The organism is Streptomyces sp. NPDC052773 (assembly GCF_044547145.1).
GTDB lineage: Bacteria > Actinomycetota > Actinomycetes > Streptomycetales > Streptomycetaceae > Streptomyces.
Genome location: NZ_JBITZX010000001.1, coordinates 1,064,376 through 1,088,800, shown reverse-complemented (window position 1 = coordinate 1,088,800; position 24,425 = coordinate 1,064,376). Strand labels below are relative to the sequence as shown.

The window sequence follows — 24,425 nt, the reverse complement described above, 5'->3', positions numbered from 1 at the left end:
CCACACAGGGCCGGATCTAGGGTCGGCTGTCGGGCCCGGCCGACCCACCCTGTTCGGCCAAGCAACTTCACATCGGAAGCGAGAAATCACCACCGTGACTGCTCTCACTCTCAGCACCGCCGGGGCGGCCGGCCTGCGGGCCGACGCCCTCGTGATCGGTGTCGCCAAGAGCCCGAAGGGCGGAAAGGGGCTCGCCGTCGCGCCGGGCGCCGAGGCCGTGGACCAGGCCTACGACGGCAGGCTCGCCGACCTCCTGGAGACCCTCGGCGCCTCGGGTGCCGAGGGCGAGGTGACCAAGCTGCCCGCGCCCGCCGGCTTCAAGGCGCCGCTCGTGGTGGCGGTGGGCCTGGGCGCGCAGCCGGACAAGGACGGCGAGTTCGACGCCGAGGCGCTGCGCCGCGCCGCCGGTGTCGCCGCCCGTGCCCTGACCGGCACGAAGAAGGCCGCCTTCGCCCTGCCGGTCGCGGACTCCGCGGCGATCGGGGCCGTCGCCGAGGGCGTGCTGCTCGGCGCGTACACCTTCGACGCCTACAAGGACAGTGGCCCCCAGGCAGGTGGCGCCGCCAAGGACAAGAACGGCAAGGCGCCGCTCGCCGAGGCCGCGATCCTGGGCGGCAAGCCCCGCGACAAGGCGCACAAGGCGGCCCTGGAGCGCGCCACCGCCGTCGCCGAGGAGCTGAACCGCGCCCGCGACCTGGTCAACACCCCGCCCAACGACCTCAACCCCGAGGCGTTCGCCGCCGTCGCCCAGGCCGCGGCCAAGGAGCACGGCATCAAGGTGCAGGTGCTCGACGAGAAGGCGCTCGCCAAGGGCGGCTACGGCGGCATCCTCGGCGTCGGCGGCGGCTCCGCGTCCGCGCCGCGCCTGGTGAAGCTGACGTACAAGCACTCCAAGGCGAAGAAGCACCTGGCCTTCGTCGGCAAGGGCATCACCTACGACTCGGGCGGCATCTCGCTGAAGCCGGCCGGGCACAACGAGACGATGAAGTGCGACATGAGCGGCGCGGCGGCGGTCTTCGCCGCGGTCGTCGCCGCCGCCCGGCTCGGCCTGGAGGTCAACGTCACCGGCTGGCTGGCGCTCGCCGAGAACATGCCGTCGGGTTCCGCCGTGCGCCCCGGTGACGTGCTGCGCATGTACAGCGGCAAGACGGTGGAGGTGCTGAACACCGACGCCGAGGGCCGGCTGGTGCTGGGCGACGCGCTGTGGGCCGCGTCCGAGGAGAAGCCGGACGCGATCGTCGACGTGGCGACGCTGACCGGTGCGATGGTGCTGGCGCTGGGCAACCGCACCTTCGGTGTGATGGCCAACGACGACGCGTTCCGCTCGGCGATCGTGGAGGCCGCGGAGGAGGTCGGCGAGGAGTCCTGGCCGATGCCGCTGCCCGAGCACCTGCGCAAGGGCATGGACTCGCCGGTCGCGGACATCGCCAACATGGGTGAGCGGATGGGCGGCGGGCTGGTCGCCGGTCTGTTCCTCCGCGAGTTCGTCGGCGAGGGGATCACCTGGGCGCACCTGGACATCGCCGGGCCCGCGTTCAACGAGGGCGGGCCCTTCGGATACACGCCCAAGGGTGGTACCGGGTCGGGTGTGCGGACGCTGGTGCGGCTCGCGGAGCTGACGGCCGCGGGTGATCTCGGGTGACGTGCGCCCACTGAGTGGGGTTCGTCCGTCGTAGGGCGACTGCAGGGGCGTGGGGGGCTGGTCGCACAGTTCCTCGCGCCCCTTATGTCACCCCAGTCACCGCCGTCTGCAAGTGAACGTGCTACGTCTCACACCCCGGCCCCGCGTCTCGTCAAGCGCGGACTAGTGCGAAGATGGGGCACGGCAGGACAGGGCCCCCACCTAAGGGCCGAAGAACGAGCGGCCGGACACCAGCCGCCGACCGGTCACCGCAGACCGGCGTGGCGCACATGCATGGAGGACGTGACGTGGCGAACGACGCCAGCACCGTTTTCGACCTAGTGATCCTCGGCGGTGGTAGCGGTGGTTACGCCGCGGCCCTGCGCGGGGCGCAGCTGGGCCTGGACGTCGCCCTGATCGAGAAGGACAAGGTCGGCGGCACCTGCCTGCACCGGGGTTGCATTCCCACCAAGGCCCTGCTCCACGCGGGCGAGATCGCCGACCAGGCCCGCGAGAGCGAGCAGTTCGGTGTCAAGGCCTCCTTCGAGGGCATCGACATCGCGGGCGTGCACAAGTACAAGGACGAGGTCATCTCGGGCCTGTACAAGGGCTTGCAGGGTCTGGTCGCCTCCCGCAAGGTGACCTACATCGAGGGTGAGGGCCGGCTCTCCTCCCCCACCTCCGTGGACGTGGGCGGGCAGCGCATCCAGGGCCGCCACGTGCTGCTGGCGACCGGCTCCGTGCCGAAGTCGCTGCCGGGCCTGGAGATCGACGGCAACCGGATCATCTCCTCCGACCACGCCCTCGTCCTGGACCGCGTGCCGAAGTCCGCGATCATCCTGGGCGGCGGCGTCATCGGCGTCGAGTTCGCCTCCGCGTGGAAGTCCTTCGGCTCGGACGTCACGATCATCGAGGGCATGAAGCACCTCGTCCCGGTCGAGGACGAGAACAGCTCCAAGCTGCTGGAGCGCGCCTTCCGCAAGCGCGGCATCAAGTTCAACCTGGGCACCTTCTTCCAGAAGGCGGAGTACACCCAGGACGGTGTGAAGGTCACCCTGGCCGACGGCAAGGAGTTCGAGGCCGAGGTCCTGCTGGTGGCCGTCGGCCGCGGCCCGGTCTCGCAGGGCCTGGGCTACGAGGAGGCCGGGGTCGCCATGGACCGCGGTTACGTCCTCGTCGACGAGTACATGCGGACCAACGTCCCGACCATCTCCGCGGTCGGCGACCTGGTCCCGACCCTCCAGCTCGCGCACGTCGGCTTCGCCGAGGGCATCCTGGTGGCGGAGCGGCTGGCCGGTCTGAAGGTCGTCCCGATCGACTACGACGGTGTCCCGCGGGTGACGTACTGCCACCCGGAGGTCGCCTCCGTCGGTCTCACCGAGGCCAAGGCGAAGGAGATCTACGGCGCGGACAAGGTCGTCGCTCTGAAGTACAACCTGGCGGGCAACGGCAAGAGCAAGATCCTGAAGACCGCGGGCGAGATCAAGCTCGTCCAGGTCAAGGACGGTGCCGTGGTCGGCGTCCACATGGTCGGCGACCGGATGGGCGAGCAGGTCGGCGAGGCCCAGCTGATCTACAACTGGGAGGCGCTGCCGGCCGAGGTGGCCCAGCTCGTCCACGCCCACCCGACGCAGAACGAGGCCCTCGGCGAGGCCCACCTGGCCCTGGCCGGCAAGCCGCTGCACTCCCACGACTGACCTCCCTCGGTCACTGGGCGCGACGACACAGACTTCCGCAATTCGTTAGGAGCAACCGAAACCATGGCGGTTTCCGTAACCCTTCCGGCGCTCGGCGAGAGCGTCACCGAGGGCACTGTCACCCGCTGGCTGAAGGCCGAGGGTGAGCGCGTCGAGGCCGACGAGCCGCTGCTCGAGGTCTCCACCGACAAGGTCGACACCGAGATCCCGGCTCCGGCCTCCGGTGTCCTGGCCTCCATCAAGGTCGCCGAGGACGAGACCGTCGAGGTGGGCGCCGAGCTGGCGATCATCGACGACGGCACCGGCGCCCCGGCCGCCGAGCAGGCCCCCGCCGCCGAACAGGCCCCCGCCGCCGAGCAGGTCGCCCCGCCGGCCCCCGAGCCGGCCCCGGCCGCTCAGCCGTCCACCGAGCAGGCCGCCCCCGCCCCGGCCCCGACCGCCGAGGCCACGGCCGGCGGCGGCAGCGCCGAGGGCACGGACGTGGTCCTGCCCGCGCTCGGCGAGTCCGTCACCGAGGGCACCGTCACCCGCTGGCTGAAGTCGGTCGGCGACACCGTCGAGGCGGACGAGCCGCTGCTCGAGGTCTCCACCGACAAGGTCGACACCGAGATCCCGGCCCCGGCCTCCGGCGTGCTGCTGGAGATCGTGGTCGGCGAGGACGAGACCGCCGAGGTCGGCGCCAAGCTGGCCGTCATCGGCGCCCCGGGTGCGGCCCCGGCCGCCGCTCCGGCCCCGGCTCCGGCGCCCGCCGCCGAGGCCCCGGCCGCTCCGGCCCCCGCCCCGGCGCAGCCCGCGGCCCCGGCCCCCGCCGCTCCGGCCGCCCCCGCCGCTCCGGCGCCCGCCGCTGCCGTCCCGGCTCCGGCCCAGCCCGCGGCTCCGGCTCCGGCTCCCGCCGCCCCGGCCGCTCCCGTGGCCCCGGCCGCTCCGGCGCCCGCCGCCGCGCAGCCGACCGACGAGGGCGCCTACGTCACCCCGCTGGTGCGCAAGCTCGCCGCCGAGAACGGCGTCGACCTGGCCACCGTCAAGGGCACCGGCGTCGGCGGTCGCATCCGCAAGCAGGACGTCGTCGCCGCCGCCGAGGCCGCGAAGGCCGCCGCCGCTCCGGCCCCGGCCGCCGCCGCTCCGGCCGCCGCCCCGGCCAAGAAGGCGCCGGTCCTGGAGGTCTCCCCGCTGCGCGGCCAGACCGTCAAGATGCCCCGCATCCGCAAGGTCATCGGCGACAACATGGTCAAGGCGCTGCACGAGCAGGCCCAGCTGTCGTCGGTCGTGGAGGTCGACGTCACCCGCCTGATGAAGCTGCGCGCCCGGGCGAAGGACTCCTTCGCGGCCCGCGAGGGCGTCAAGCTCTCCCCGATGCCGTTCTTCGTCAAGGCCGCCGCGCAGGCGCTGAAGGCCCACCCGGTCATCAACGCCAAGATCAACGAGGCCGAGGGGACCATCACCTACTTCGACACCGAGAACATCGGTATCGCGGTGGACTCCGAGAAGGGCCTGATGACCCCGGTCATCAAGAACGCCGGTGACCTCAACATCGCCGGTATCGCCAAGGCCACGGCGGAGCTGGCCGGCAAGGTCCGCGCCAGCAAGATCACCCCGGACGAGCTGTCCGGCGCGACCTTCACCATCTCCAACACCGGTTCGCGCGGTGCGCTCTTCGACACGATCATCGTGCCGCCGGGCCAGGTCGCGATCCTCGGCATCGGCGCCACGGTCAAGCGCCCGGCCGTCCTGGAGACGGAGGAGGGCACGGTCATCGCCGTCCGCGACATGACCTACCTGACCCTCTCCTACGACCACCGCCTGGTGGACGGCGCCGACGCCGCGCGTTACCTGACCGCGGTCAAGGCCATCCTCGAGGCCGGCGAGTTCGAGGTCGAGCTGGGCCTGTAAGCCCTTCGGCTCGCGTGGGTGCCCCCGCCTGGATTCTCCGGGCGGGGGCACCCACGTTTTCAGGGGCGCGGGGCTGTATCGACATGCGGCTCCGCCGCGCGGGCGCGAGCACCCCCACCAGCCCGCACCCGCCCGACGACAGCGGAACCCGGGCTGTTACACGCGTCTCACCTGCACCAAAGCACCCCCACGCGCCCTTCCGGCGAAGCGTCAGGGCCGTATTGTCTAAACGTCAACGCGCCCTAAGGAGCCCTCATGACCGCGCCCGTCATCCACTCGCTGCGCGAACAGATCCGCGAGCACATCCTCGAGGGGATCATCAGCGGGCGCTGGCAGCCGGGCGAGCGCATCGTGGAGCGGCGGATCGCGACCGAGCTGGAGGTCAGCCAGACCCCGGTGCGCGAGGCCCTGCGCGAACTGGAGTCCCTGCGGCTGATCGAGTCCGCGCCGAACAAGGGCGTACGGGTGCGGAACCTGACCGCCGCGGACCTGGAGGAGAGCTACCCGGTCCGGGCCGGTCTGGAGGCCATCGCCGCGGAACTCGCGGCCGACCGCCTCGCGGAGGACTGCTCGGCGCTGGAGCCGCACGTCGCCGCGCTGTACGACGCGGACCGCGCGTCGGACGGCACGGCCCAGGTGCGGCACACGGTGGGCTTCCACCGGGAACTGGTGCGGGCGGCCGGCAACTCGGTGCTGCTGCACACCTGGGAAGGGCTCGGGATCGAGGTCTTCACCGCGCTGTCCATCCGCTGGCTGGGCACCGTGCAGCAGTCGTACGCGGAGGAGCACGACGAGCTGGTGGCCGCGTTCCGGCGCCGCGATCCGCGGATCGCGGAGATCGTGAAGGCGCACGTCCTGGGGTGCGCGCCGCGCGCGTGAGCCGATGGGCGCGGCCACCCGCGTGAGTCCGCGGGCGGGCACCCGGCGGCTGCCCTAGTCTGACCGGCATGTCCGATTCGCAGCCGGCGTGGGAGCGTTTCAAGGAGTCGCCGTTCCTGCCGGCGACGGTGCTGACGCTGATTCTGAGCGCGGCGGCGGGCCTGTTCGCCTGGTCCTACACGTATGCGATGGCGAATCCGACACCCCACTCCATCCCGGCGGCGGTGGTGGGGTCGTACGAGCACGCGCGGGGCCGGGCCTTCCTGGAGGGCATGGAGAAGGCCCTGAACGCGTCCGTGAGGGTGCGCCCCTACGACCGTCCGGCCGCCGCCCGCGCGGCCGTGGACGAGCAGGAGGTCTTCGGGGTCTTCGAGGTGCGCGACGACGGCCGGGCGGTGACGCTCGACGTCTCGGGCGCCTCCGGCGCGTCCGTGGCCGACGTGCTGTCCGAGGCGGCGCTGGAGGTCGGCGAGCGGACCGGGGTGTCGGTCACCGTCCGGGACGTCAACCCGCTCCAGCCGGGCGATCCGCGCGGGCTCGCGATCTTCTACGTCTCGCTGGCCGCGGTGATCATCGGTTTCGTGGGAGCGATCCAGCTCAGCGTGCACGCGCGGGCGCTGAACCCGCCGGAGCGGATCGCGTTCACGGCGGCGTACGCGCTGCTGGGCGGGCTGGCGATCGCGGCGGCGGTCGACTGGCTGCTGGGGGCGGTGGATCTGCCGTTCCCCCAGTCGTGGCTGATCCTGGCGCTGACGATGTTCACCAGCGGCATGGTCTTCACGATGTTCAACACGCTCATCGGCCGCTGGGCGATGCTGCCGACCTGGGGCGTGATGGTGCTCGTGGGCAACCCCTCCTCGGGCGGGGCGGTGTCCTGGCCGCTGCTGCCGTCGGTGCTGGGCGCGATCGGCCGCTGGCTGCCGCCGGGCGCCTCGGTGAACGCCCAGCACACGGCGGTGTACTTCCCCGGCCACCAGCACGCCCTGCCCTTCCTGGTGCTGACGGGCTGGGCGCTGCTGTCCTGCGGGGTGTTCCTGAACTGGTCACACCGGCATCCCGGCGGGCGGCAGAAGGAATCCGCCGGCGAACCCGCCCCCGCAGTCGAGTGACACCCGAGCAAACCTCCGCTCAGACGCGCCCCCACCTGCGAAAACAAGGCGGAATCGCGTCACCCGGTGCCATCGTCGAAGGCACCGCGTGCCTACTTTCTCGTGATCGAGAGGTTTTCGCCGTCAACCCTTTGATCGATCATCGATCAGGGAGTTACAGTCGCCGACGGACTTCCACCGAAGTCCCAGCCCTGTCCTGCCAAAGACCAAGGGCACCCCCGAACCCTTACCGATGAGGGAACCCCCTTCGACTGAGGAAGGCGGCGACATGACCGACCCCAACGCCATCCAGCCGAGCGCGCTCGACCAGCTCCCTGACCGCGACCCCGAGGAGACCGCCGAATGGCAGGCCTCGCTGGACGCGGTCGCCAAGGCGGCCGGCCCGCACCGCGCCGCTTACCTGATGCGGCGCACGCTGGAGCGCGCCGAGGGCGCCGGCATCGCGCTGCCGAAGCTCCTCGAGACCGACTACGTCAACACCATCCCCACCGCCGCCGAGCCCGCCATCGACGGTGACGAGGAGATGGAGGCCCGGATCACCGCCTGGAACCGCTGGAACGCGGCGGCCATGGTGACCCGCGGCTCGAAGTACGGCGTCGGCGGCCACATCGCCACCTTCGCCTCCGCGGCGTGGCTGTACGAGACCGGCTTCAACCACTTCTTCAAGGGCAAGGACTCCGGCGACGCCGCCGGCTCGGGCGACCAGCTCTACATCCAGGGCCACGCCTCCCCCGGCATCTACGCCCGCGCCTTCCTCGACGGCCGGCTGAACGCGGACCACCTCGACAACTTCCGCCGCGAGTCGGGCGGCAACGGCCTGCCGTCGTACCCGCACCCGCGCCGCCTGCCCTGGCTGTGGGAGTTCCCCACCGTCTCCATGGGCCTCGGCCCGCTGTCCGCGATCTACCAGGCGCGGTTCAACCGCTACCTGACCAACCGCGGCATCAAGGACGTCTCCTCCTCGCACGTGTGGGCCTTCCTCGGCGACGGCGAGATGGACGAGCCGGAGTCGACGGCGGCGCTCGCGCTGGCCGCGCGTGAGGAGCTGGACAACCTCACCTTCGTCATCAACTGCAACCTGCAGCGCCTGGACGGCCCGGTCCGCGCCAACTTCAAGATCGTGCAGGAGCTGGAGGCCCAGTTCCGCGGCGCCGGCTGGAACGTCGTCAAGACGCTGTGGGGCTCCGCCTGGGACGAGCTGTTCCAGCTCGACACCACCGGAGCGCTCGTACGCCGCCTGCGTGAGGTACCGGACGCGCAGATCCAGACGTACCAGACCCGCGACGCCGCCTACATCCGCCAGGACTTCTTCGGCAAGGACCCGGCGCTCGTCGAGATGGCGAAGCTGCTGAGCGACGACAAGATCCTCGAGTGCTTCCACGTCTCGCGCGGTGGCCACGAACCGCGCAAGGTCTACGCCGCCTACCGGGCCGCCCTCGCGCACAAGGGCGCCCCGACCGTGATCCTGGCCCAGACGGTCAAGGGCCACACGCTCGGCGAGGGCTTCGCCTCCAAGAACGCCAACCACCAGATGAAGAAGCTCTCGGTGGACGAGTTCAAGGCGATGCGCGACCTGCTCGACCTGCCGATCAAGGACAGCGACTTCGTCGACGGCGTGGTCCCCTACGGCCACCCGGGCCCCGACTCCCCCGAGGTCCGCTACCTCCAGGAGCGCCGCGCCGCCCTCGGCGGTCCGGCCCCGGCCCGCCGCGTCCACCCGGTCGCGCCGCTGCCCGCCCCCGCCGAGAAGGCCTTCGCCTCCTTCGACAAGGGCTCCGGCTCCCAGAACGTGGCCACCACCATGGCCTTCGTCCGCCTGATCAAGGACCTGGTCCGCGACAAGGAGACCGGCAAGCGCTGGGTGCCGATCGTCCCCGACGAGGCGCGCACCTTCGGCATGGAGTCGCTGTTCCCGTCGCTCGGCATCTACTCGCCGAAGGGCCAGACGTACGAGCCGGTCGACCGCGACCAGCTGATGTACTACAAGGAGGCCACGAACGGCCAGATCCTCAACGAGGGGATCACCGAGGCCGGCTCGATGGCCGACTTCATCGCCGCCTCCACGTCGTACGCGACGCACGGCGAGCCGATGATCCCGTTCTACATCTTCTACTCGATGTTCGGCTGGCAGCGGACCGCCGACCAGATGTGGCAGCTCGGCGACCAGCTCGGCCGCGGCTTCCTCATCGGCGCCACCGCCGGCCGCACCACCCTGACCGGTGAGGGCCTCCAGCACGCCGACGGCCACTCCCCGGTGATCGCGGCCACCAACCCGGCCGCCCTCACCTACGACCCGGCGTTCGCGTACGAGATCGCCGTGATCGTCAAGGACGGTCTGCGCCGGATGTACGGCGAGGCTGCCCCGGGCGAGGACCCGAACGTCTTCTACTACCTGACGGTCTACAACGAGCCGCTGCCGCAGCCCGCCAAGCCGCAGGGCCTCGGCATCGACGAGGGCATCGTCAAGGGCCTGTACCGCTTCAACACGGCGGAGTCGGCGGGCGTGGAGGTGCCCGCGAACGCCCCGCGCATCCAGCTGCTGGGCTCCGGCACCGCGATCCACTGGGCCCTCGAAGCCCAGAAGCTGCTCGCCGAGGAGTGGGGCGTGGCCGCCGACGTGTGGTCCGCGACCTCCTGGAGCGAGCTGCGCCGGGACGCGCTGGAGGCCGACGCGGCGCTGCTGCGCGGCGAGGAGCGGGTGCCGTACGTCCGTCAGGCGCTCCAGGGCGCCGAGGGCCCGGTGCTGGCGGTCTCCGACTACATGCGCCAGGTCCCGGACCAGATCGCGCAGTGGGTCGAGCAGGACTGGTCCTCGCTGGGCGCGGACGGCTTCGGCCTCTCCGACACCCGTGAGGCCGCCCGCCGCCACTTCGGCGTCGACGCGCCGTCGATCGTCGTCGCCGCCCTGGCCCAGCTGGCCAAGCGCGGCGAGGTGAAGGCGACCGCCGTGAAGGAGGCGCGCGAGCGCTACGGCCTGTAAGGCTCCCGCTCCGGCTGCTTGCTCCTGGTGAAGGCCCCCGCTCTCCGGCGGGGGCCTTCCTGCATCATGGGCGGCATGCGCGCTGCCCGGCTGATCAAGATGGTGCTGCTGCTCCAGTCCCGGCCGTCCATGACCGCCGCCGAGCTGGCGCGGGAGCTGGAGGTGTCCGAGCGGACCGTCACGCGGGACGCCCAGGCGCTGTCGGAGGCGGGCGTGCCCGTCTACGCCGACCGGGGCCGGGCCGGCGGGTACCGGCTGATCGGCGGGTACCGCACCCGGCTGACCGGGCTGCACCGCAGCGAGGCCGAGGCGCTGTTCCTGTCCGGGGTGCCGGGGGCGCTGCGCGAGATGGGGCTGGAGGACGCGGCGTCGGCGGCCCGGCTGAAGGTGTCGGCGGCGCTGCTGCCGTCCCTGCGGGACGCCCCGCGCACGGCGGCCCAGCGGTTCCATCTGGACGCGCCGGGCTGGTTCAGGGAGCTGAAGACACCGGAGCTGCTGCCGGCGGTGGCCGACTCGGTGTGGGACGACCGGCGGGTCACCGCCCGGTACCGGCGCGGGGAGCGCGAGGTGGAGCGGCGGCTGGAGCCGTACGGGCTCGTGCTGAAGGCGGGCGTCTGGTACCTGTGCGCGCGGGTCGTCGACGCGGGCACCTCCCGGACGTACCGCACGTACCGCATCGACCGGTTCACGGCCGTCGAGCCCGAGGAGGACCGTTTCACCCGCGACGAGGAGTTCGACCTGCCGGCGTTCTGGCAGGAGCAGGCCGAGCGGTTCGCGCGGTCGCTGCTGCGCGCGGAGGTCGTCGTACGGCTCTCCCCGGACGGCGTGCGCAGGCTGCCGTACGCCGTCGATCCGCTCTCCGCCCGGGACGCGCTGGCCACGGCGGGCGAGCCGGACGGGCACGGCCGGGTCACCGTCGCCCTGCGCGTGGAGTCGGAGGAGGTCGCCCACGCCCAGCTCACCGCGCTCGGCCCGGAGGTGGAGGTGCTGTCGCCGCCGTCGCTGCGGGAGCGGCTGGCCGCCGACGCGCGGCGGCTGGCGGAGCTGTACGGCGGGTGAGGCGCGGGGCGCTGAAGGTGCGTCCGTCTGCCGCAGGGACGATGCTGGAGCGGTGATGGACGAGACGGAGTTCTGGGAGCTGATCGACACCACCCGGGAGGCCGCGGAGGGCGACCCGGAGGAACAGGCCGAGCTGCTCGTGGACCGGCTGCTCCAGCTCGACCCGGAGGCCGTGCTGGACTTCGCCCGTCACTTCGAGGCCCGCTACAACCGCGCCTACCACTGGGACCTGTGGGGCGCCGCCTGGGTGCTGCTGGACGGGGCCAGCGACGACGCCTTCGACTTCTTCCGCTGCTGGCTGATCGGGCAGGGCCGCGAGGTGTTCGAGGGCGCCGTGCACGACCCGGACTCCCTGGCCGACCTCCTCGACGAGTTCGACGAGGAGATCGACGGCGACGGCGAGGACCTGGGGTACGCGGCCGACGAGGCGTACGAGCAGCTGACCGGCACCGTCGCCCCGGACCTGGGCGTCCCGCCCGCCCCGGCGGAACCGGAGGGCACCCCGGTCGACTTCGAGGACGAGAGCGCGCTCGCGGAGCGCTATCCCCGCCTCTGGTACCGGTTCAGGGAGTGACCCGGCGCCGGCTGCCGTCCGCCGGACGCGCGCCGGACGCCGCCGGACGCGCGCCCGACGGCAGGGCGGCGGCCTGGGCGTGGCCCGCGGACGCGCCGTCCTCGGCCCGCGCCTCGCGGAAGCGGCCCTGGAGCCGGGCGGCCAGGTCGCGGATCTCCGGCAGGAGGGCGGTGAGGGCGGCGCCGGGGCAGCTGGTCATGTAGCCGTCGTTGTGGCCGGCGAGGGCGGGCAGGGTGGCGGAGGTACCGGCGGCGTAGCGGCTGCCGCTGTTGCTGGACACGAGGCGGACCCGGGAGCGCGGGTCGACGCCCGACAACCCGAGCTTCCAGGCGGCCAGCGCGGCGATCGCGTCGGTCATCGCGCGCGGCACCTCCGCCCCGGCCGTGAAGGTGCCGATCGCGGCGATACCGGCGGTGCGGTGGTTGAAGCCCTGGGTGTGGGCGCCGGTGACGGCGCGGGCGACGCCGCCCGCGCGGCCCTCGTAGATGACGCCGCAGCGGTCGACGAGGAAGTTGTAGCCGATGTCGTCCCAGTGGCGGGTGCCGGTCTGACCGGCGTGCAGATAGCGGATGATGCGGGGCGCCTCGGCGCAGTCGTAGGCGTTGGGCGAGTCGGTGTGGTGCACGAAGACCGCGACGACCTTGTCGTCGTAGCGGGCGGGCGGCTGGGCCGCGCGGCTGCCGTCCAGCCAGGCCGAGCGAGGCACGATCGGCGGCCTGGACGCGGTGTACGCGGTCGCCGGGCGGGTGGCCTGCGTGCGGCGGTCGGCGCGGGCCTGGGCGGCCCGTTCGACGCCGTTCGCGCACAGCGCGAGCGCGACCACGGCGGCGATCCCGGGCACCGCGCCCAGCGCCACCCGGGCCGGGCCCGGCAGGCGCACACCGCGCCGGCCCGCCCGCCCCGTCCGCCGGGCTCCTCGCAAAACACACATGGTCCCACTGTCCGCGCGATCCCCGGCGCCCGCGATACGTGCTGTGCCACCTGGTGGAACCATCGTCCCGGTCCGCGACGTTTTCCCGGCACGAGCCCGCGTGGCCGGTTCGCGCCCCGCGGTCCCGGGCTCGGCTGATCACCGGGCCCGTCCCCCGCGTATAGGGGGCCGAGAGAAAGGCGGCTTGGTGGACCTCCTCGACATCGTTCTGCTGCTCGCGATCCTGCTCTACGCCGGTTCCGGCTACCGGCGGGGCCTGGTCGCCGGCTGTGTCTCGCTGGCCGGGTTCGTGGGCGGCGCGGCGCTCGGCGTCTGGGTGCTGCCGTGGGTGATGGACCTGGTGACACCGGGCGGTACGGCGGCGACGGTCACCGCGGTGCTGACGGTGCTGCTCCCGGCGGCGGTGGGCCACGAGCTGGCGGGCCGGCCGGCGCTCAGACTGCGGCGGGAGCTGGGCCGGGGGCCGCTGAGGGTGGCCGACGGGGCCGGCGGGGCGGTGGCGACCGCGGCGGCGGTGCTGATCGTGGCGTGGGTGGCGGCGAGCGTGCTGGCGGCGTCCTCGTCCGCGCTGCTGTCGTCGGCGATACGGGACTCGCGGCTGCTGGGGGCGGTGCAGGAGGCGATGCCGGACACCACGCCCGCCTGGTTCTCGCGGGCCACCTCGGCGCTCACCGAGGCCGGTTTCCCGCAGGTCTTCAACCCGTTCGAGAGCGAGTCGACGGCCGAGGTGGCGCGGCCCTCCGGGGACAGCGTGACACCGGCCGCGACGCGCGCCGCGCAGCGCTCCACGGTGAAGGTGGAGGGCGTGGCGGGCACCCAGGGCCGCGAGGGCAGCGGGTTCGTGTACGCGCGGGAGCGGGTGATGACCAACGCGCACGTGGTGGCGGGCATCGACGAGCCGACCGTGCGGGTCGGCGGGGTCGGCCGGGCGTACGAGGCGACGGTGGTGCTCTTCGACCCGGAGAAGGACGTGGCCGTGCTGAGGGTGCCCGGTCTGCGCGCTCCCGTGCTGCGGTTCGACGACGACGCGGCGCGCGGCGACGCGGCGGTGGTCGCCGGGTATCCGCAGGACGGCGGCCTGGATCTGCAGGCGGCGACGGTGGCGAACCGGGTGCGGGCGACGGGCCAGAACATCTACAACGACGGCACGGTCACCCGCGAGGTCTACTCGATCCGCTCCACGGTCCGCCCCGGCAACTCCGGCGGCCCGCTGCTGACCACCGAGGGCCGGGTGTTCGGGGTGGTGTTCGCCCGGTCCACCTCCGACGCCGAGACGGGCTACGTCCTGACGGCGGCGGAGGTCTCCGGTGACGCGGAGCGGGCGGCGCGGGCCACGGCACCGGTGGACACGGGCGAGCCGGTCTCCTCGTAGCGCGGGCGGGACCGTTGGGGCCCGGCGGGACCGACCGGCTGGACGGGATCGACCGGCTGGAGCGGCTGGAGCGGCTGGAGCGGCTGGAGCGGCTAGACCAGCTTGCGCCCCATGAGGACGTCGTCCACATAGGTGCCGTCCAGGAAGAACTCCTCCGGCTGCACGCCCTCGACGACGAAGCCCTCCGACGCGTACAGCGCGCGGGCGGGGGCGTTGTGCCCGAGCACGCGCAGGGTGATCCGGCGGAAGCCGCGGGCGCGCGCGTCCTCGACGGCGGCGCGCAGCAGCGCGCGCCCCACGCCCTTGCCGCGGGCCTCCTCGGCGACGGCGAGGCCGCGGATCTGCCGGACGTGCGCGTTGGAGGGCAGCGGGGTGGGGAAGCCGAGGCGGATGTAGCCGACGACCCGGCCGTCGAGTTCGGCGACCAGGTGGTCGGCGGGGCCGGCGGTGTCGCGGAAGAAGGGATCGCCCGGGGCGGGCGGTCCGGTGACCGCGTGCAGATACGACCAGGACGCGCGGTCCAGCCGCTGCAGCTGCTCCTCGTCCTCGGGGCGGGCGGTGCGTATGGACGGTTCAGGCATGCCGGTCACCCTACGGCGGAAAAGCACGTGGCTCATCGGGGTTTTACGCGCGCTCGGGGAGGATGGCGGCATGCAGCGTACGACGATCGCGGTGGCCGGCGCGTCCGGTCTCATCGGGGGCGCTCTGGTGCGGTCGCTGACCGCGGACGGGCACCGGGTGGTGCGGCTGGTCCGCCGGATGCCCCGGTCCGCCGACGAGGCGCGCTGGGATCCGGAGCGAGGGCAGGTGGACCCGGCGGTGCTGGCCGGGTGCGACGCGGTGGTGAACCTGGCGGGCGCGGGGGTGGGCAACCGCCGCTGGACCGACTCCTACAAGGCGCGCATCCGCGCCGGCCGGGTGGAGGGCACGGCGGCGCTGGCCCGGGCCGTCGCCGCGCTGGACCGGCCGCCGCGGGTCTTCGTCAACGGCAGCGCGATCGGCTTCTACGGCGACACCGGGGACCGCGTGGTCGACGAGGACTCCCCGCCCGGGCGGGGTTTCCTGGCGGAGCTGTGCGTGGAGTGGGAGGGGGCGGCGGCACCCGCCCGGGAGGCGGGGGTCCGGACGGTGTTCGCCCGGACGGGTCTCGTGGTGGCGCGCGAGGGCGGGGCCTGGGGTCGGCTCTTTCCGCTGTACCGGGCCGGGCTCGGCGGTCCGCTCGGCGGCGGGCGGCAGTACTGGTCGTTCATCGCCCTCCACGACGAGGTGGCCGCGCTGCGCCATCTGCTGGACCACGAGGAGCTGTCCGGCCCGGTCAACCTCACCGCGCCGGAGCCGCTGACGAACCGTGAGATCAACGCCGCGATGAGCCGGGTCCTGCGCCGCCCGGCGGTGTTCGCGGTGCCCGCTCCCGTGCTGCGTGCGGTGCTGGGCGAGCTGGCCAGTGAGGTGCTGGGCAGTCAGCGGGTGGTGCCGAAGCGGCTGTTGGAGTCCGGGTTCCGGTTCGCGTTCCCGAGCATCGAGGAGACGATCCGGGCGGCGCTGTGAGGCGGGGTGGCGGGGCGGAACTGTGAGGCCGGGCGGCGGGGCGGTGCTGTAAGGCCGGGCGGCGGGGCGGCGCTGTGAGGCGCGCCGGGGTGACGGGCGTCCGCCTCAGCCCTGGGGGGCGGGTCCTGGAAACAGGGCGGCCCGACCGTTTGCGACCGTTGTGCGACCGTGCCCTGTCCATGCGCGACTCCCCCTGACCGATCACGGCTCTACGCTCGATCCGAACTCGGGTATCCCCGGAGCCGGTTGGGGGCATCACGTCTCCACCGGCCGCGCAACCTCGAGGAGGGGCACGTGCTTGAGCCCGCGTTTCAGGCGGACGTCGTCGTGGTGGGAGCCGGGGTGGCCGGTCTCTCCGCGGCGCTACGGCTGGCCCATGCAGGAGTGACGACCACGGTTCTGGAGGCCGGCCCCGGTGTGGGCGGGCGGATGTCGACGGAGAAGGTCGACGGCTTCCGGCTCGACCGCGTCGGGCAGCTGCTGTTCACGTCCTATCCGGAGCTACGCCTGACCCCGGGGCTCGACGCGCTCGCGCTGCGCCTGTTCGCCCCGGGCGTCCTGCTGCACAGCGACGGCCGCCGGCACCGGGCGGGCGCCCCGGCGACCGGCCGGAGCACGAGGGGCGCACTCAACGCGGTGCGCGCCCTCGCGAGCGCCCCCAGGGCGACGCCGGCCCGGGGCCGCGGGACCACGCTGCCCCCGCCCCGCAACCGCGCCACGGCCCCGGTGGGCGGCGCCGTCGACCAGGCCCGCCTGGGCAGCGCGCTCGCGAGGATCGCGGGGACGCCGCTGGAGCGGCTGCTGTCCCGCCCGGAGCTGCCCGCCGGTCAGGCGCTGGCGGCCCGCGGCCTGCCGCCGCGCACGGTGGACGGCTTCCTGCGCCCCCTGCTGGCCGCGCTGCTGTGCGATCCGGAGCTGACCACGTCCAGCCGGTGCGCCGACCTCGCGCTGCGGGCGTTCGCCGCCGGGCGGATGGCCGTACCGGAGGGCGGGGCCGAGGTGCTGCCGGAGCTGCTGGCGCGGGCGCTGCCGCCGGGGACCGTGCGGACCGGGGTGCGGGTCACCTCGGTGTCCACCACCACGGTGACCACCGCCGAGCACGGCGAGTTCCGCTGCCGGGCGGTGCTGCTGGCCACCGACGCCCGCGCCGCGGCCGAGCTGCTGCCGGGGCTCCGCGTCCCGGACTTCCATCCGGTGACCGTCGTCCACCACACCACGGACGAGCCCCCGGCGACCGGCGCGGCGCTGCTGCTGGACGCCGACCGGGGTGGTCCGGTGGCGCACACGGCGGTGCTCAGCGCGGTCGACCCGAGCCGGGCCCCCGCGGGCCGCGCGCTGATCTCGTCGACGGTCCTGGGCACCCCGCCGCAGGACGTCGACGCGGCCGTGCGCACCCACCTCTCCCGGCTCTACGGCACCTCGACGGCCCGCTGGGAGACGCTCGCCGTCCACCACACCCCAGAGGCGGTCCCGGCGATGCGCCCGCCCCACGACCTGCGGCGTCCGGTACGCCTCCTGGCCGGCCTGTACGTCTGCGGCGACCACCGCGACTCCAGCACCGTCCAGGGCGCCCTCCACTCCGCCCACCGCGCCTCGGCCGCGATCCTGACGGACCTGGGCGCGACAGGCTCGATGCACAGGTCGGACCCGGCCCCGACGGCCCGCGCGGCCTGACGAAGGCCCCGAAGGGACGCCCCGAAAGGGGCGCCCGAAGGGGCGCGGGGCTGTGTCGATATGCGGCTCCGCCGCGTGGGCGCGGTCAACCCCCAGGTACCCGCACCCTGCACACAACGACCGGAGTCACGGCGCTACCCCAACGCAGCCACCTTGTCCCGATACGACCGCACAGGAGCCGCGTCCTTGTACGGCTCCAGCCGCCGCTCGAAGTCCCTGACGTACTCCACCGCCCGCACGGACCGCATCTCGGCCGCCTGCGCCGCCGCCTCCGCGGCGAGCGCACACGCCTGGTCCAGCTCCCCGAGCCCGAGGCGGGCGGTGGCGAGGACGACACGGCAGAACAACCGGCTCCGGGCGTACGCGGGCGCGCGCAGCTGCAGTGACCGCTCCGCGTGCTGCGCCGCCGCCCGGAACTGCTGAAGATCCCGGTGGCAGTGCCCGAACTCGTCGGCGAGCTGCGCCTCGTCGAAGAACCGCGCCCAGTGCGGCACCTCGTCACCGGGCCGCGCGGCCTCCAGCGCGCGCTCGGCCCGGACGAGGGAGGCCGTGCAGGCCCGCACCTCGCCGAGGACGCCGTGCCCGCGCGCCTCCGCCGCGTGCAGCAGCGCCTGGACGACCGGCGGTGCCGAGCCGCCGACGCCCTGCTGGGCCACCCGGGCCAGCTGGACGGCCTCCCGCCCGTGCCCGAGGTAGACGGCCTGCCGGCTCATGGTGACCAGCACAAACGAGCCGTACGCCCGGTCCCCGGCCGCCTGGGACAGGCGCAGGGCCTGCACGAAGTACCGCTGGGCGAGGCCGTGCGCGGCGATGTCGTACGACGTCCAGCCCGCGAGGCGGGTCAGATCGGCGGCCGCGGCGAAGAGGCGGCGGCCGATCTGCTCGCCGTAGGTGCCGCGGAGCATCGGCTCGCACTCGTGCTCCAGGTAGCGGACGAGGGCCTGGCGGGCGTGGCCGCCGCCGTAGGCGTCGTCGAGGGTGCGGAACAGCTCGCCGACCGAGCGCAGCGCGGCGATGTCACCGGCGGTGACCCTGTGGCCCGGGCCGCGCTCGACGCCGCGCTGCCGGGGCACCCCGGCGCGGCCCTGGGCGGGCACCCGGGTGGGCTCGGCGCCGCGGGCGACCCTCTCGTCGGCGCGCCCGATCAGCCAGTCCCGGCTGGGCACCACGAGTCCCGCCGGGGTGAACGCGATCTTGCGCAGTTCGGCGTGACTGCCGGAGTCCTTGCGCCACAGGCCGCTGACGATGTCGATGGCCTCCTCGGGTCCGGCCGCGAACTCCAGCCCCGCGTAGACCGGGGCGCAGGCGTCGAGGCCGAGGTCCTGGGCGGTGAGCCGGCGGCCGAGGCGGCGGGTGAACACCTCGGCGATGAGCGCGGGCGTGGTCCCGCGGGGCTGCTGTCCGCGCAGCCAGCGGGTGACGGATGTCTTGTCGTATCTGAGATCGAGGCCGTGCTCGAGGCCGAGCTGGTCCACTCGACGGGCCAGACCTGCGTTGGAGAACCCCGCTTCTGCGATGAGCGCGGCGAGCTGTCGGTTGGGGGTGCGCTGCGCGGGTCGTTCCGTCATCTGCGGTGCGATCTCCTGCCTCCGGGCTGCCGAAGTGCCCGGACTGCCTGTGAGCAGCCCTGATGGCCTTGTGAACGGCGCGAATGTAGCGGAGAGTAAGCACCCGATCGCACGCTTCGACGCTCATTCATCCGATCGTGTGAGGATTGCCCCCGAGGCTGACGTGCGGCCGACGGTCGTACAGTGACGTAGGCGCGTTTCACGCCTTACGACCTTCGAGGGAGGGCTCGCCGTGAGTGAGTTGCGGTTCGTCCGTATGGGATTCGGTGCCGAGGCCGTCGACTACCAGGAGGCCTGGGACGAGCAGCGCCGGGTGCACGCCGCGCGCTTCGAGGACCGGGTCCCGGACACCGTGCTGCTGCTGGAGCACCCCCCGGTCTACACGGCCGGCCGGCGCACCGACCCCAGCGAGCGCCCCCTCGACGGCACCCCGGTCGTGGACGTGGACCGGGGCGGCAAGATCACCTGGCACGGCCCGGGCCAGCTCGTGGGCTACCCGATCCAGAAGCTGCCCCGCCCGGTGGACGTGGTCGCACACGTCCGCCGCCTGGAGGAGGCGCTGATCCGCACCTGCGCCGAGTTCGGCCTGGAGACCACCCGGGTCGAGGGCCGCAGCGGGGTGTGGGTGCTGGGTGAACCCCGGCAGGAGGCAGAGCAGCGTCCGGCGCTCGGCGGGCTGGCCCTGGACTTCGACCCGCGGCTGCAGGACGAGGAGTTCGACCCGCGGCTCAACGGTCCGGAGTACGCACCGTCCAACGCGGGCCAGCGCCGGGAGGACCGCAAGATCGCGGCGATCGGCATCCGGGTCGCCAAGGGCGTCACCATGCACGGCTTCGCGCTCAACGTGAACCCGGACAACGCCTGGTTCGACAAGATCATCCCGTGCGGCATCCGTGACGCGGGCGTCACCTCGCTCGCCAACGAGCTGGGCCGGGACGTCACGATCGACGAGGTGCTGCCGGTGGTCGAGCGCCATCTGCGGGACGTACTGGAGAACGCGGAGCTGAAGCCGCGGGTGATCGAGAAGACGCCGGCGTAGGGAATGGGCCCCGCCCTGGGCGGGTTGGCCCGGTCGGAGGGCCATCAAATCCACGGGCGTACCCTTGAGGGCGCCGAAGAATCAACGCTAGGGAGCCGGTCGTGTCCGCAGTCGCACCCGACGGACGCAAGATGCTGCGCCTGGAGGTCCGCAACAGCCAGACCCCCATCGAGCGCAAGCCCGAGTGGATCAAGACCCGGGCGAAAATGGGCCCCGAGTACTCGAAGATGCAGAACCTCGTCAAGAGCGAGGGCCTGCACACGGTCTGCCAGGAAGCCGGCTGTCCCAACATCTACGAGTGCTGGGAGGACCGCGAGGCCACCTTCCTCATCGGCGGCGACCAGTGCACCCGGCGCTGTGACTTCTGCCAGATCGACACCGGCAAGCCCGAGGCGCTGGACCGCGACGAGCCGCGCCGCGTCGGCGAGTCCGTGGTCACCATGGACCTGAACTACGCCACCATCACCGGCGTCGCCCGCGACGACCTGGAGGACGGCGGCGCCTGGCTGTACGCCGAGACCGTGCGCCAGATCCACCGGCAGACGGCGGACCGCGAGGGCGGCCGGACCAAGGTCGAGCTGCTGGCCCCCGACTTCAACGCCGTCCCGGAGCTGCTGCGGGAGGTCTTCGAGTCCCGCCCCGAGGTCTTCGCGCACAACGTCGAGACGGTCCCGCGGATCTTCAAGCGGATCCGCCCAGGCTTCCGCTACGAGCGCTCCCTGAAGGTGATCACCGAGGCTCGCGACTTCGGCCTGGTCACCAAGTCGAACCTGATCCTCGGCATGGGCGAGACCCGCGAGGAGGTCAGCGAGGCGCTGAAGCAGCTGCACGAGGCGGGCTGCGAGCTGATCACCATCACCCAGTACCTGCGCCCGTCGGTGCGCCACCACCCGGTGGAGCGCTGGGTGAAGCCGCAGGAGTTCGTGGAGCTGAAGGAGGAGGCCGAGCAGATCGGCTTCTCCGGTGTGATGTCGGGCCCGCTGGTCCGCTCCTCCTACCGCGCCGGCCGTCTGTACCAGATGGCCATCGAGAAGCGCGGGACGTACGTCGCCGCCCAGGCTGTGTGAATTCGCGCACAAGCTGTTACCGGCAAGTAGCCGACGAGACGCCGCGGCCCCGGCCGTCCTCCCAGTTGAGGACCCCGCCGGGGCCGCGGCGGCGTTCCGGCACCCGGCAACTCCTCGGCCATCCGGCGGCATCAGGGCTTCACGCGCGTTTGACCAGTGGGTCATGCCCTGGTAACACCAATCAGTGACCCTGGTTTCACACCCCGTGAACCCGCGCACTGAGCCCTAGGGGGATCCACCATGCCGGCCGCGCCCGTCAACGAAGCAATGCCGACAGGCACCCGCGCCACCGCGCTTCCGTCCCTCACCGACGCCCTGCGTGCCGTCGAGTCCCTGCTCATGAGCGGCGGCCAGCGCACCGCCCGGCGCAACGCCTGGACCTCCGTGCTGGAGGACCGCCGCCGCGCCAAGGACCGGGTCGAGGCCGAGCGGGTCCTCGAGCGGTTCTCCTCCGCCGCCCACTCCTGAGCCGCGCCGCCGGTAACCGCGCGGGCACCGCCGTCGTGGGCGCTCCGGGAGCCACGTAGACTTCGTGGCATGGCGAGGAAGGACACGGCAGCGGAGGCTGCGAACCCCGGGCGACTGAAGCAGATCGCCCTGACCTACAAGATGACCCGCAAGGCCGACAAGAAGATCGGTCTTGTACTCGCGGCTGTCGGAATCGTCACCTTCGGTGTCTTCCTCGCGATCGGTTTCTTGATCGGTCACCCCATCTATCTCGGCATCCTGGGCCTCCTGCTCGCCTTCCTCGCGACGGCGATCGTGTTCGGGCGCCGGGCCGAGCGGGCCGCCTTCGGGCAGATGGAGGGCCAGCCGGGCGCGGCGGCGGCGGTGCTGGACAACATCGGCCGGGGCTGGACGACGACTCCGGCGGTGGCGATGAACCGCAGCCAGGACGTGGTGCACCGGGCGGTCGGCAAGGCCGGCATCGTGCTGGTCGCCGAGGGCAACCCGAACCGGGTCAAGAGCCTGCTGGCCGCCGAGAAGAAGAAGATGAACCGCATCGTCGCGGACGTCCCCGTGCACGACCTGATCGTCGGCACCGGCGAGGGCCAGGTGGAGCTGAAGAAGCTGCGCACCACCATGCTGAAGCTGCCCCGCGTGCTGACCGGCCCGCAGGTGACGGCCACCAACGACCGGCTGCGCGCGCTCGGCGACCTGATGAGCAACATGCCGCTGCCGAAGGGTCCGATGCCGAAGGGCATGCGCCTGCCGAAGGGCGGGCCGCGGCCCCGCTGACCCAGACCTCGTACGACGAAGGGCGCCCGGAGTGATCCGGGCGCCCTTCGTCGTACGAGGTGCTCTCAGATCCGTACCTCGACCGTGCGGGCCAGCCGGTCGTGCAGGCCGCGGCCGTCGCGGTCCCAGATCAGGGCGGGGATGGCGAGGCAGAGCAGGGCCGTGCGGACCAGGGCGCGGCCGGGGTGGACGGTGCCGGTGTCCAGGGCGACGACGCGCAGGCCGAGCAGGCGCTTGCCGGGGGTGAAGCCGACCGTGCCGACGGTGAGCAGGCTCATCACGAAGAAGATGAGCAGGGCCCAGTTGCTGGTCGCCTGGCCGTAGCCGTCCGTGATGAGACCGTATGCGATCAAGAGGCACAGGCCCCAGTCGACGGCCAGTGCTCCGATACGGCGGCCGGGGCGGGCCAGCGAACCCGGACCGTCCTCCGGCAGGCCGAGCTGTTCCCCCCGGTATCCGAAGTCGGCACCGGCGTCCTCCATGGCCGCGCGCGGCCCCGAGAGCCATGATCCGATTGCTTGCCTCTTGTCCACCCGTACACGGTACTGCGCCCGTTTGTGACCGATGGACGGCGGGGTGTTTCCGGGCCGTCCGCGGACTACTGTGGAACCCGAGCCGGTTAACTTGTGCGAAACAAATGGGTCACGCCGGAGAAATCACGCCTCCCTAGGGTCGAAGACAGCGTGTGCCACCGCACTGGCCGCACGAACGATCTACCACCCCGGCGGGACGGTCGGGAGTAGGAGGAGCTGGATGTTCCAGAACGCCGACGAGGCCAAGAAGTTCATCGCGGACGAGGACGTCAAGTTCATCGACGTCCGGTTCTGCGACCTCCCGGGCGTCATGCAGCACTTCACGATTCCGGCTGCGGCGTTCGACCCGGACGAGGAGCTGGCCTTCGACGGCTCCTCCATCCGCGGCTTCCAGGCCATTCACGAGTCCGACATGGCGCTGCGCGCCGACCTGTCCACCGCGCGGGTGGACCCGTTCCGCCGCGACAAGACGGTCAACATCAACTTCTTCATCCACGACCCGATCACGGGCGAGCAGTACTCCCGTGACCCGCGGAACGTGGCGAAGAAGGCCGAGGCCTACCTCGCGTCCACGGGCATCGCCGACACCGCGTTCTTCGGCCCCGAGGCCGAGTTCTACGTCTTCGACAGCGTGCGCTTCAAGACCGCCGAGAACGAGTCGTACTACCACATCGACTCCGAGGCGGGCGCCTGGAACACCGGCGCGCTCGAGGACAACCGCGGTTACAAGGTCCGCTACAAGGGCGGCTACTTCCCGGCCCCGCCGGTCGACCACTTCGCCGACCTGCGCGCCGAGATCTCCCTGGAGCTGGAGAAGGCCGGCCTGCAGGTCGAGCGCCAGCACCACGAGGTGGGCACCGCCGGCCAGGCGGAGATCAACTACAAGTTCAACACGCTGCTGGCCGCCGCCGACGACCTCCAGCTCTTCAAGTACATCGTGAAGAACGTGGCGTGGCGCAACGGCAAGACCGCGACCTTCATGCCGAAGCCGATCTTCGGTGACAACGGTTCGGGCATGCACGTCCACCAGTCGCTGTGGAGCAACGGCGAGCCGCTGTTCTACGACGAGCAGGGCTACGCGGGCCTGTCCGACACCGCCCGCTACTACATCGGCGGCATCCTCAAGCACGCGCCGTCGCTGCTGGCGTTCACCAACCCGACGGTGAACTCCTACCACCGTCTGGTCCCGGGCTTCGAGGCCCCGGTGAACCTGGTGTACTCGCAGCGCAACCGCTCCGCCGCGATGCGTATCCCGATCACGGGTTCGAACCCGAAGGCCAAGCGCGTCGAGTTCCGCGCGCCCGACTCCTCCGGCAACCCGTACCTCGCCTTCTCGGCCCTGCTGCTCGCGGGCCTCGACGGCATCAAGAACAAGATCGAGCCGGCCGAGCCGATCGACAAGGACCTGTACGAGCTGGCTCCCGAGGAGCACGCGGGCGTCCCGCAGGTCCCGACCTCCCTCGGCGCGGTCCTCGACTCCCTCGAGGCCGACCACGAGTTCCTGCTCCAGGGCGACGTGTTCACCTCGGACCTGATCGAGACCTGGATCGACTACAAGCGCACGAACGAGATCGCCCCGCTGCAGCTGCGTCCGCACCCGCACGAGTTCGAGCTGTACTTCGACGTGTGATGGACCGGACCGTCT

At 72.5% G+C, this 24,425-nt stretch carries 20 protein-coding genes; 16 read left to right on the top strand and 4 right to left on the bottom strand.

Annotation, left to right across the window (positions count from 1 at the left end; all coding sequences use genetic code 11):
• Positions 1–94 precede the first annotated feature (94 nt).
• From ACIG0D_RS04985 to ACIG0D_RS04950, 8 genes are all read left to right on the top strand, one after another.
• Complete coding sequence (locus ACIG0D_RS04985) at positions 95–1,642, top strand: leucyl aminopeptidase (RefSeq protein ID WP_399796296.1); 1,548 nt, start codon at positions 95–97, stop codon at positions 1,640–1,642.
• A 287-nt stretch (positions 1,643–1,929) separates the two neighbouring features.
• On the top strand, positions 1,930–3,318 hold the full coding sequence (gene lpdA / locus ACIG0D_RS04980) for a dihydrolipoyl dehydrogenase (RefSeq protein WP_399796294.1): 1,389 nt from the start codon (positions 1,930–1,932) through the stop codon (positions 3,316–3,318).
• Positions 3,319–3,381: 63 nt separating this feature from the next.
• Complete coding sequence (gene sucB, locus ACIG0D_RS04975; protein ID WP_399796292.1) at positions 3,382–5,208, top strand: 2-oxoglutarate dehydrogenase, E2 component, dihydrolipoamide succinyltransferase; 1,827 nt, start codon at positions 3,382–3,384, stop codon at positions 5,206–5,208.
• A 255-nt stretch (positions 5,209–5,463) separates the two neighbouring features.
• Positions 5,464–6,087, top strand: coding sequence for a GntR family transcriptional regulator (locus tag ACIG0D_RS04970; protein WP_399796290.1), 624 nt, complete (start codon positions 5,464–5,466; stop codon positions 6,085–6,087).
• A gap of 68 nt (positions 6,088–6,155) precedes the next feature.
• On the top strand, positions 6,156–7,196 hold the full coding sequence (locus ACIG0D_RS04965; protein ID WP_399796288.1) for an ABC transporter permease: 1,041 nt from the start codon (positions 6,156–6,158) through the stop codon (positions 7,194–7,196).
• Between the two features lie 268 nt (positions 7,197–7,464).
• Positions 7,465–10,176 carry a pyruvate dehydrogenase (acetyl-transferring), homodimeric type gene (gene aceE / locus ACIG0D_RS04960; RefSeq protein WP_399796286.1) on the top strand — a complete coding sequence of 904 codons (2,712 nt, stop codon included), beginning with the start codon at positions 7,465–7,467 and terminating at the stop codon, positions 10,174–10,176.
• A 75-nt stretch (positions 10,177–10,251) separates the two neighbouring features.
• Positions 10,252–11,235 (top strand): helix-turn-helix transcriptional regulator, encoded by a 984-nt coding sequence (locus ACIG0D_RS04955; RefSeq protein WP_399796285.1) that lies wholly within the window; start codon positions 10,252–10,254, stop codon positions 11,233–11,235.
• A gap of 55 nt (positions 11,236–11,290) precedes the next feature.
• A complete protein-coding gene (locus ACIG0D_RS04950; RefSeq protein ID WP_399796283.1) occupies positions 11,291–11,809 on the top strand; it encodes a DUF4240 domain-containing protein in 519 nt (172 codons plus the stop codon).
• Here ACIG0D_RS04950 and ACIG0D_RS04945 read toward each other — a convergent pair.
• Entirely contained in the window at positions 11,799–12,665 is an 867-nt protein-coding gene (locus tag ACIG0D_RS04945) for a peptidoglycan recognition protein (protein WP_399796362.1), read from the bottom strand. The genes ACIG0D_RS04950 and ACIG0D_RS04945 overlap by 11 nt on opposite strands.
• Positions 12,666–12,927: 262 nt before the next feature.
• On the opposite strand from ACIG0D_RS04945, the gene ACIG0D_RS04940 reads away from it, so the two are divergent.
• The gene (locus tag ACIG0D_RS04940; protein WP_399796282.1) at positions 12,928–14,112 is read left to right on the top strand and encodes a MarP family serine protease; all 1,185 of its coding nucleotides are present in this window, start codon (positions 12,928–12,930) and stop codon (positions 14,110–14,112) included.
• A gap of 92 nt (positions 14,113–14,204) precedes the next feature.
• On the opposite strand, the gene ACIG0D_RS04935 is transcribed toward ACIG0D_RS04940, so the two are convergent.
• On the bottom strand, positions 14,205–14,693 hold the full coding sequence (locus ACIG0D_RS04935) for a GNAT family N-acetyltransferase (RefSeq protein WP_399796281.1): 489 nt from the start codon (positions 14,691–14,693) through the stop codon (positions 14,205–14,207).
• Between the two features lie 70 nt (positions 14,694–14,763).
• On the opposite strand from ACIG0D_RS04935, the gene ACIG0D_RS04930 reads away from it, so the two are divergent.
• Both ACIG0D_RS04930 and ACIG0D_RS04925 read left to right on the top strand, forming a co-directional pair.
• Positions 14,764–15,660, top strand: a complete 897-nt coding sequence (locus tag ACIG0D_RS04930; RefSeq protein WP_399796280.1) for a TIGR01777 family oxidoreductase — start codon at positions 14,764–14,766, stop codon at positions 15,658–15,660.
• Between the two features lie 294 nt (positions 15,661–15,954).
• Positions 15,955–17,334 carry an NAD(P)/FAD-dependent oxidoreductase gene (locus ACIG0D_RS04925; protein ID WP_399796279.1) on the top strand — a complete coding sequence of 460 codons (1,380 nt, stop codon included), beginning with the start codon at positions 15,955–15,957 and terminating at the stop codon, positions 17,332–17,334.
• Between the two features lie 134 nt (positions 17,335–17,468).
• Here the strand turns inward: ACIG0D_RS04925 and ACIG0D_RS04920 are convergent, their stop codons facing one another.
• Positions 17,469–18,902, bottom strand: coding sequence for a regulator (locus ACIG0D_RS04920; protein WP_399796277.1), 1,434 nt, complete (start codon positions 18,900–18,902; stop codon positions 17,469–17,471).
• Between the two features lie 232 nt (positions 18,903–19,134).
• Between ACIG0D_RS04920 and lipB the strand changes: the two genes are divergently transcribed.
• The 4 genes from lipB to ACIG0D_RS04900 all read left to right on the top strand — a co-directional run bounded on the left by lipB (position 19,135) and on the right by ACIG0D_RS04900 (position 22,247).
• Positions 19,135–19,941 carry a lipoyl(octanoyl) transferase LipB gene (gene lipB / locus ACIG0D_RS04915; RefSeq protein WP_399796276.1) on the top strand — a complete coding sequence of 269 codons (807 nt, stop codon included), beginning with the start codon at positions 19,135–19,137 and terminating at the stop codon, positions 19,939–19,941.
• A 101-nt stretch (positions 19,942–20,042) separates the two neighbouring features.
• Positions 20,043–21,008: a lipoyl synthase gene (gene lipA / locus ACIG0D_RS04910; protein WP_399796275.1), complete on the top strand. Its 966-nt coding sequence runs from the start codon at positions 20,043–20,045 to the stop codon at positions 21,006–21,008.
• 240 nt (positions 21,009–21,248) lie between these two features.
• Positions 21,249–21,476 carry a hypothetical protein gene (locus tag ACIG0D_RS04905; protein WP_365763158.1) on the top strand — a complete coding sequence of 76 codons (228 nt, stop codon included), beginning with the start codon at positions 21,249–21,251 and terminating at the stop codon, positions 21,474–21,476.
• A gap of 69 nt (positions 21,477–21,545) precedes the next feature.
• Complete coding sequence (locus ACIG0D_RS04900; protein ID WP_165997718.1) at positions 21,546–22,247, top strand: DUF4191 domain-containing protein; 702 nt, start codon at positions 21,546–21,548, stop codon at positions 22,245–22,247.
• 65 nt (positions 22,248–22,312) lie between these two features.
• On the opposite strand, the gene ACIG0D_RS04895 is transcribed toward ACIG0D_RS04900, so the two are convergent.
• Entirely contained in the window at positions 22,313–22,780 is a 468-nt protein-coding gene (locus ACIG0D_RS04895) for an RDD family protein (protein ID WP_365920319.1), read from the bottom strand.
• A 220-nt stretch (positions 22,781–23,000) separates the two neighbouring features.
• On the opposite strand from ACIG0D_RS04895, the gene glnA reads away from it, so the two are divergent.
• Positions 23,001–24,410 carry a type I glutamate--ammonia ligase gene (gene glnA / locus ACIG0D_RS04890; protein WP_165997722.1) on the top strand — a complete coding sequence of 470 codons (1,410 nt, stop codon included), beginning with the start codon at positions 23,001–23,003 and terminating at the stop codon, positions 24,408–24,410.
• Positions 24,411–24,425: the final 15 nt, after the last annotated feature.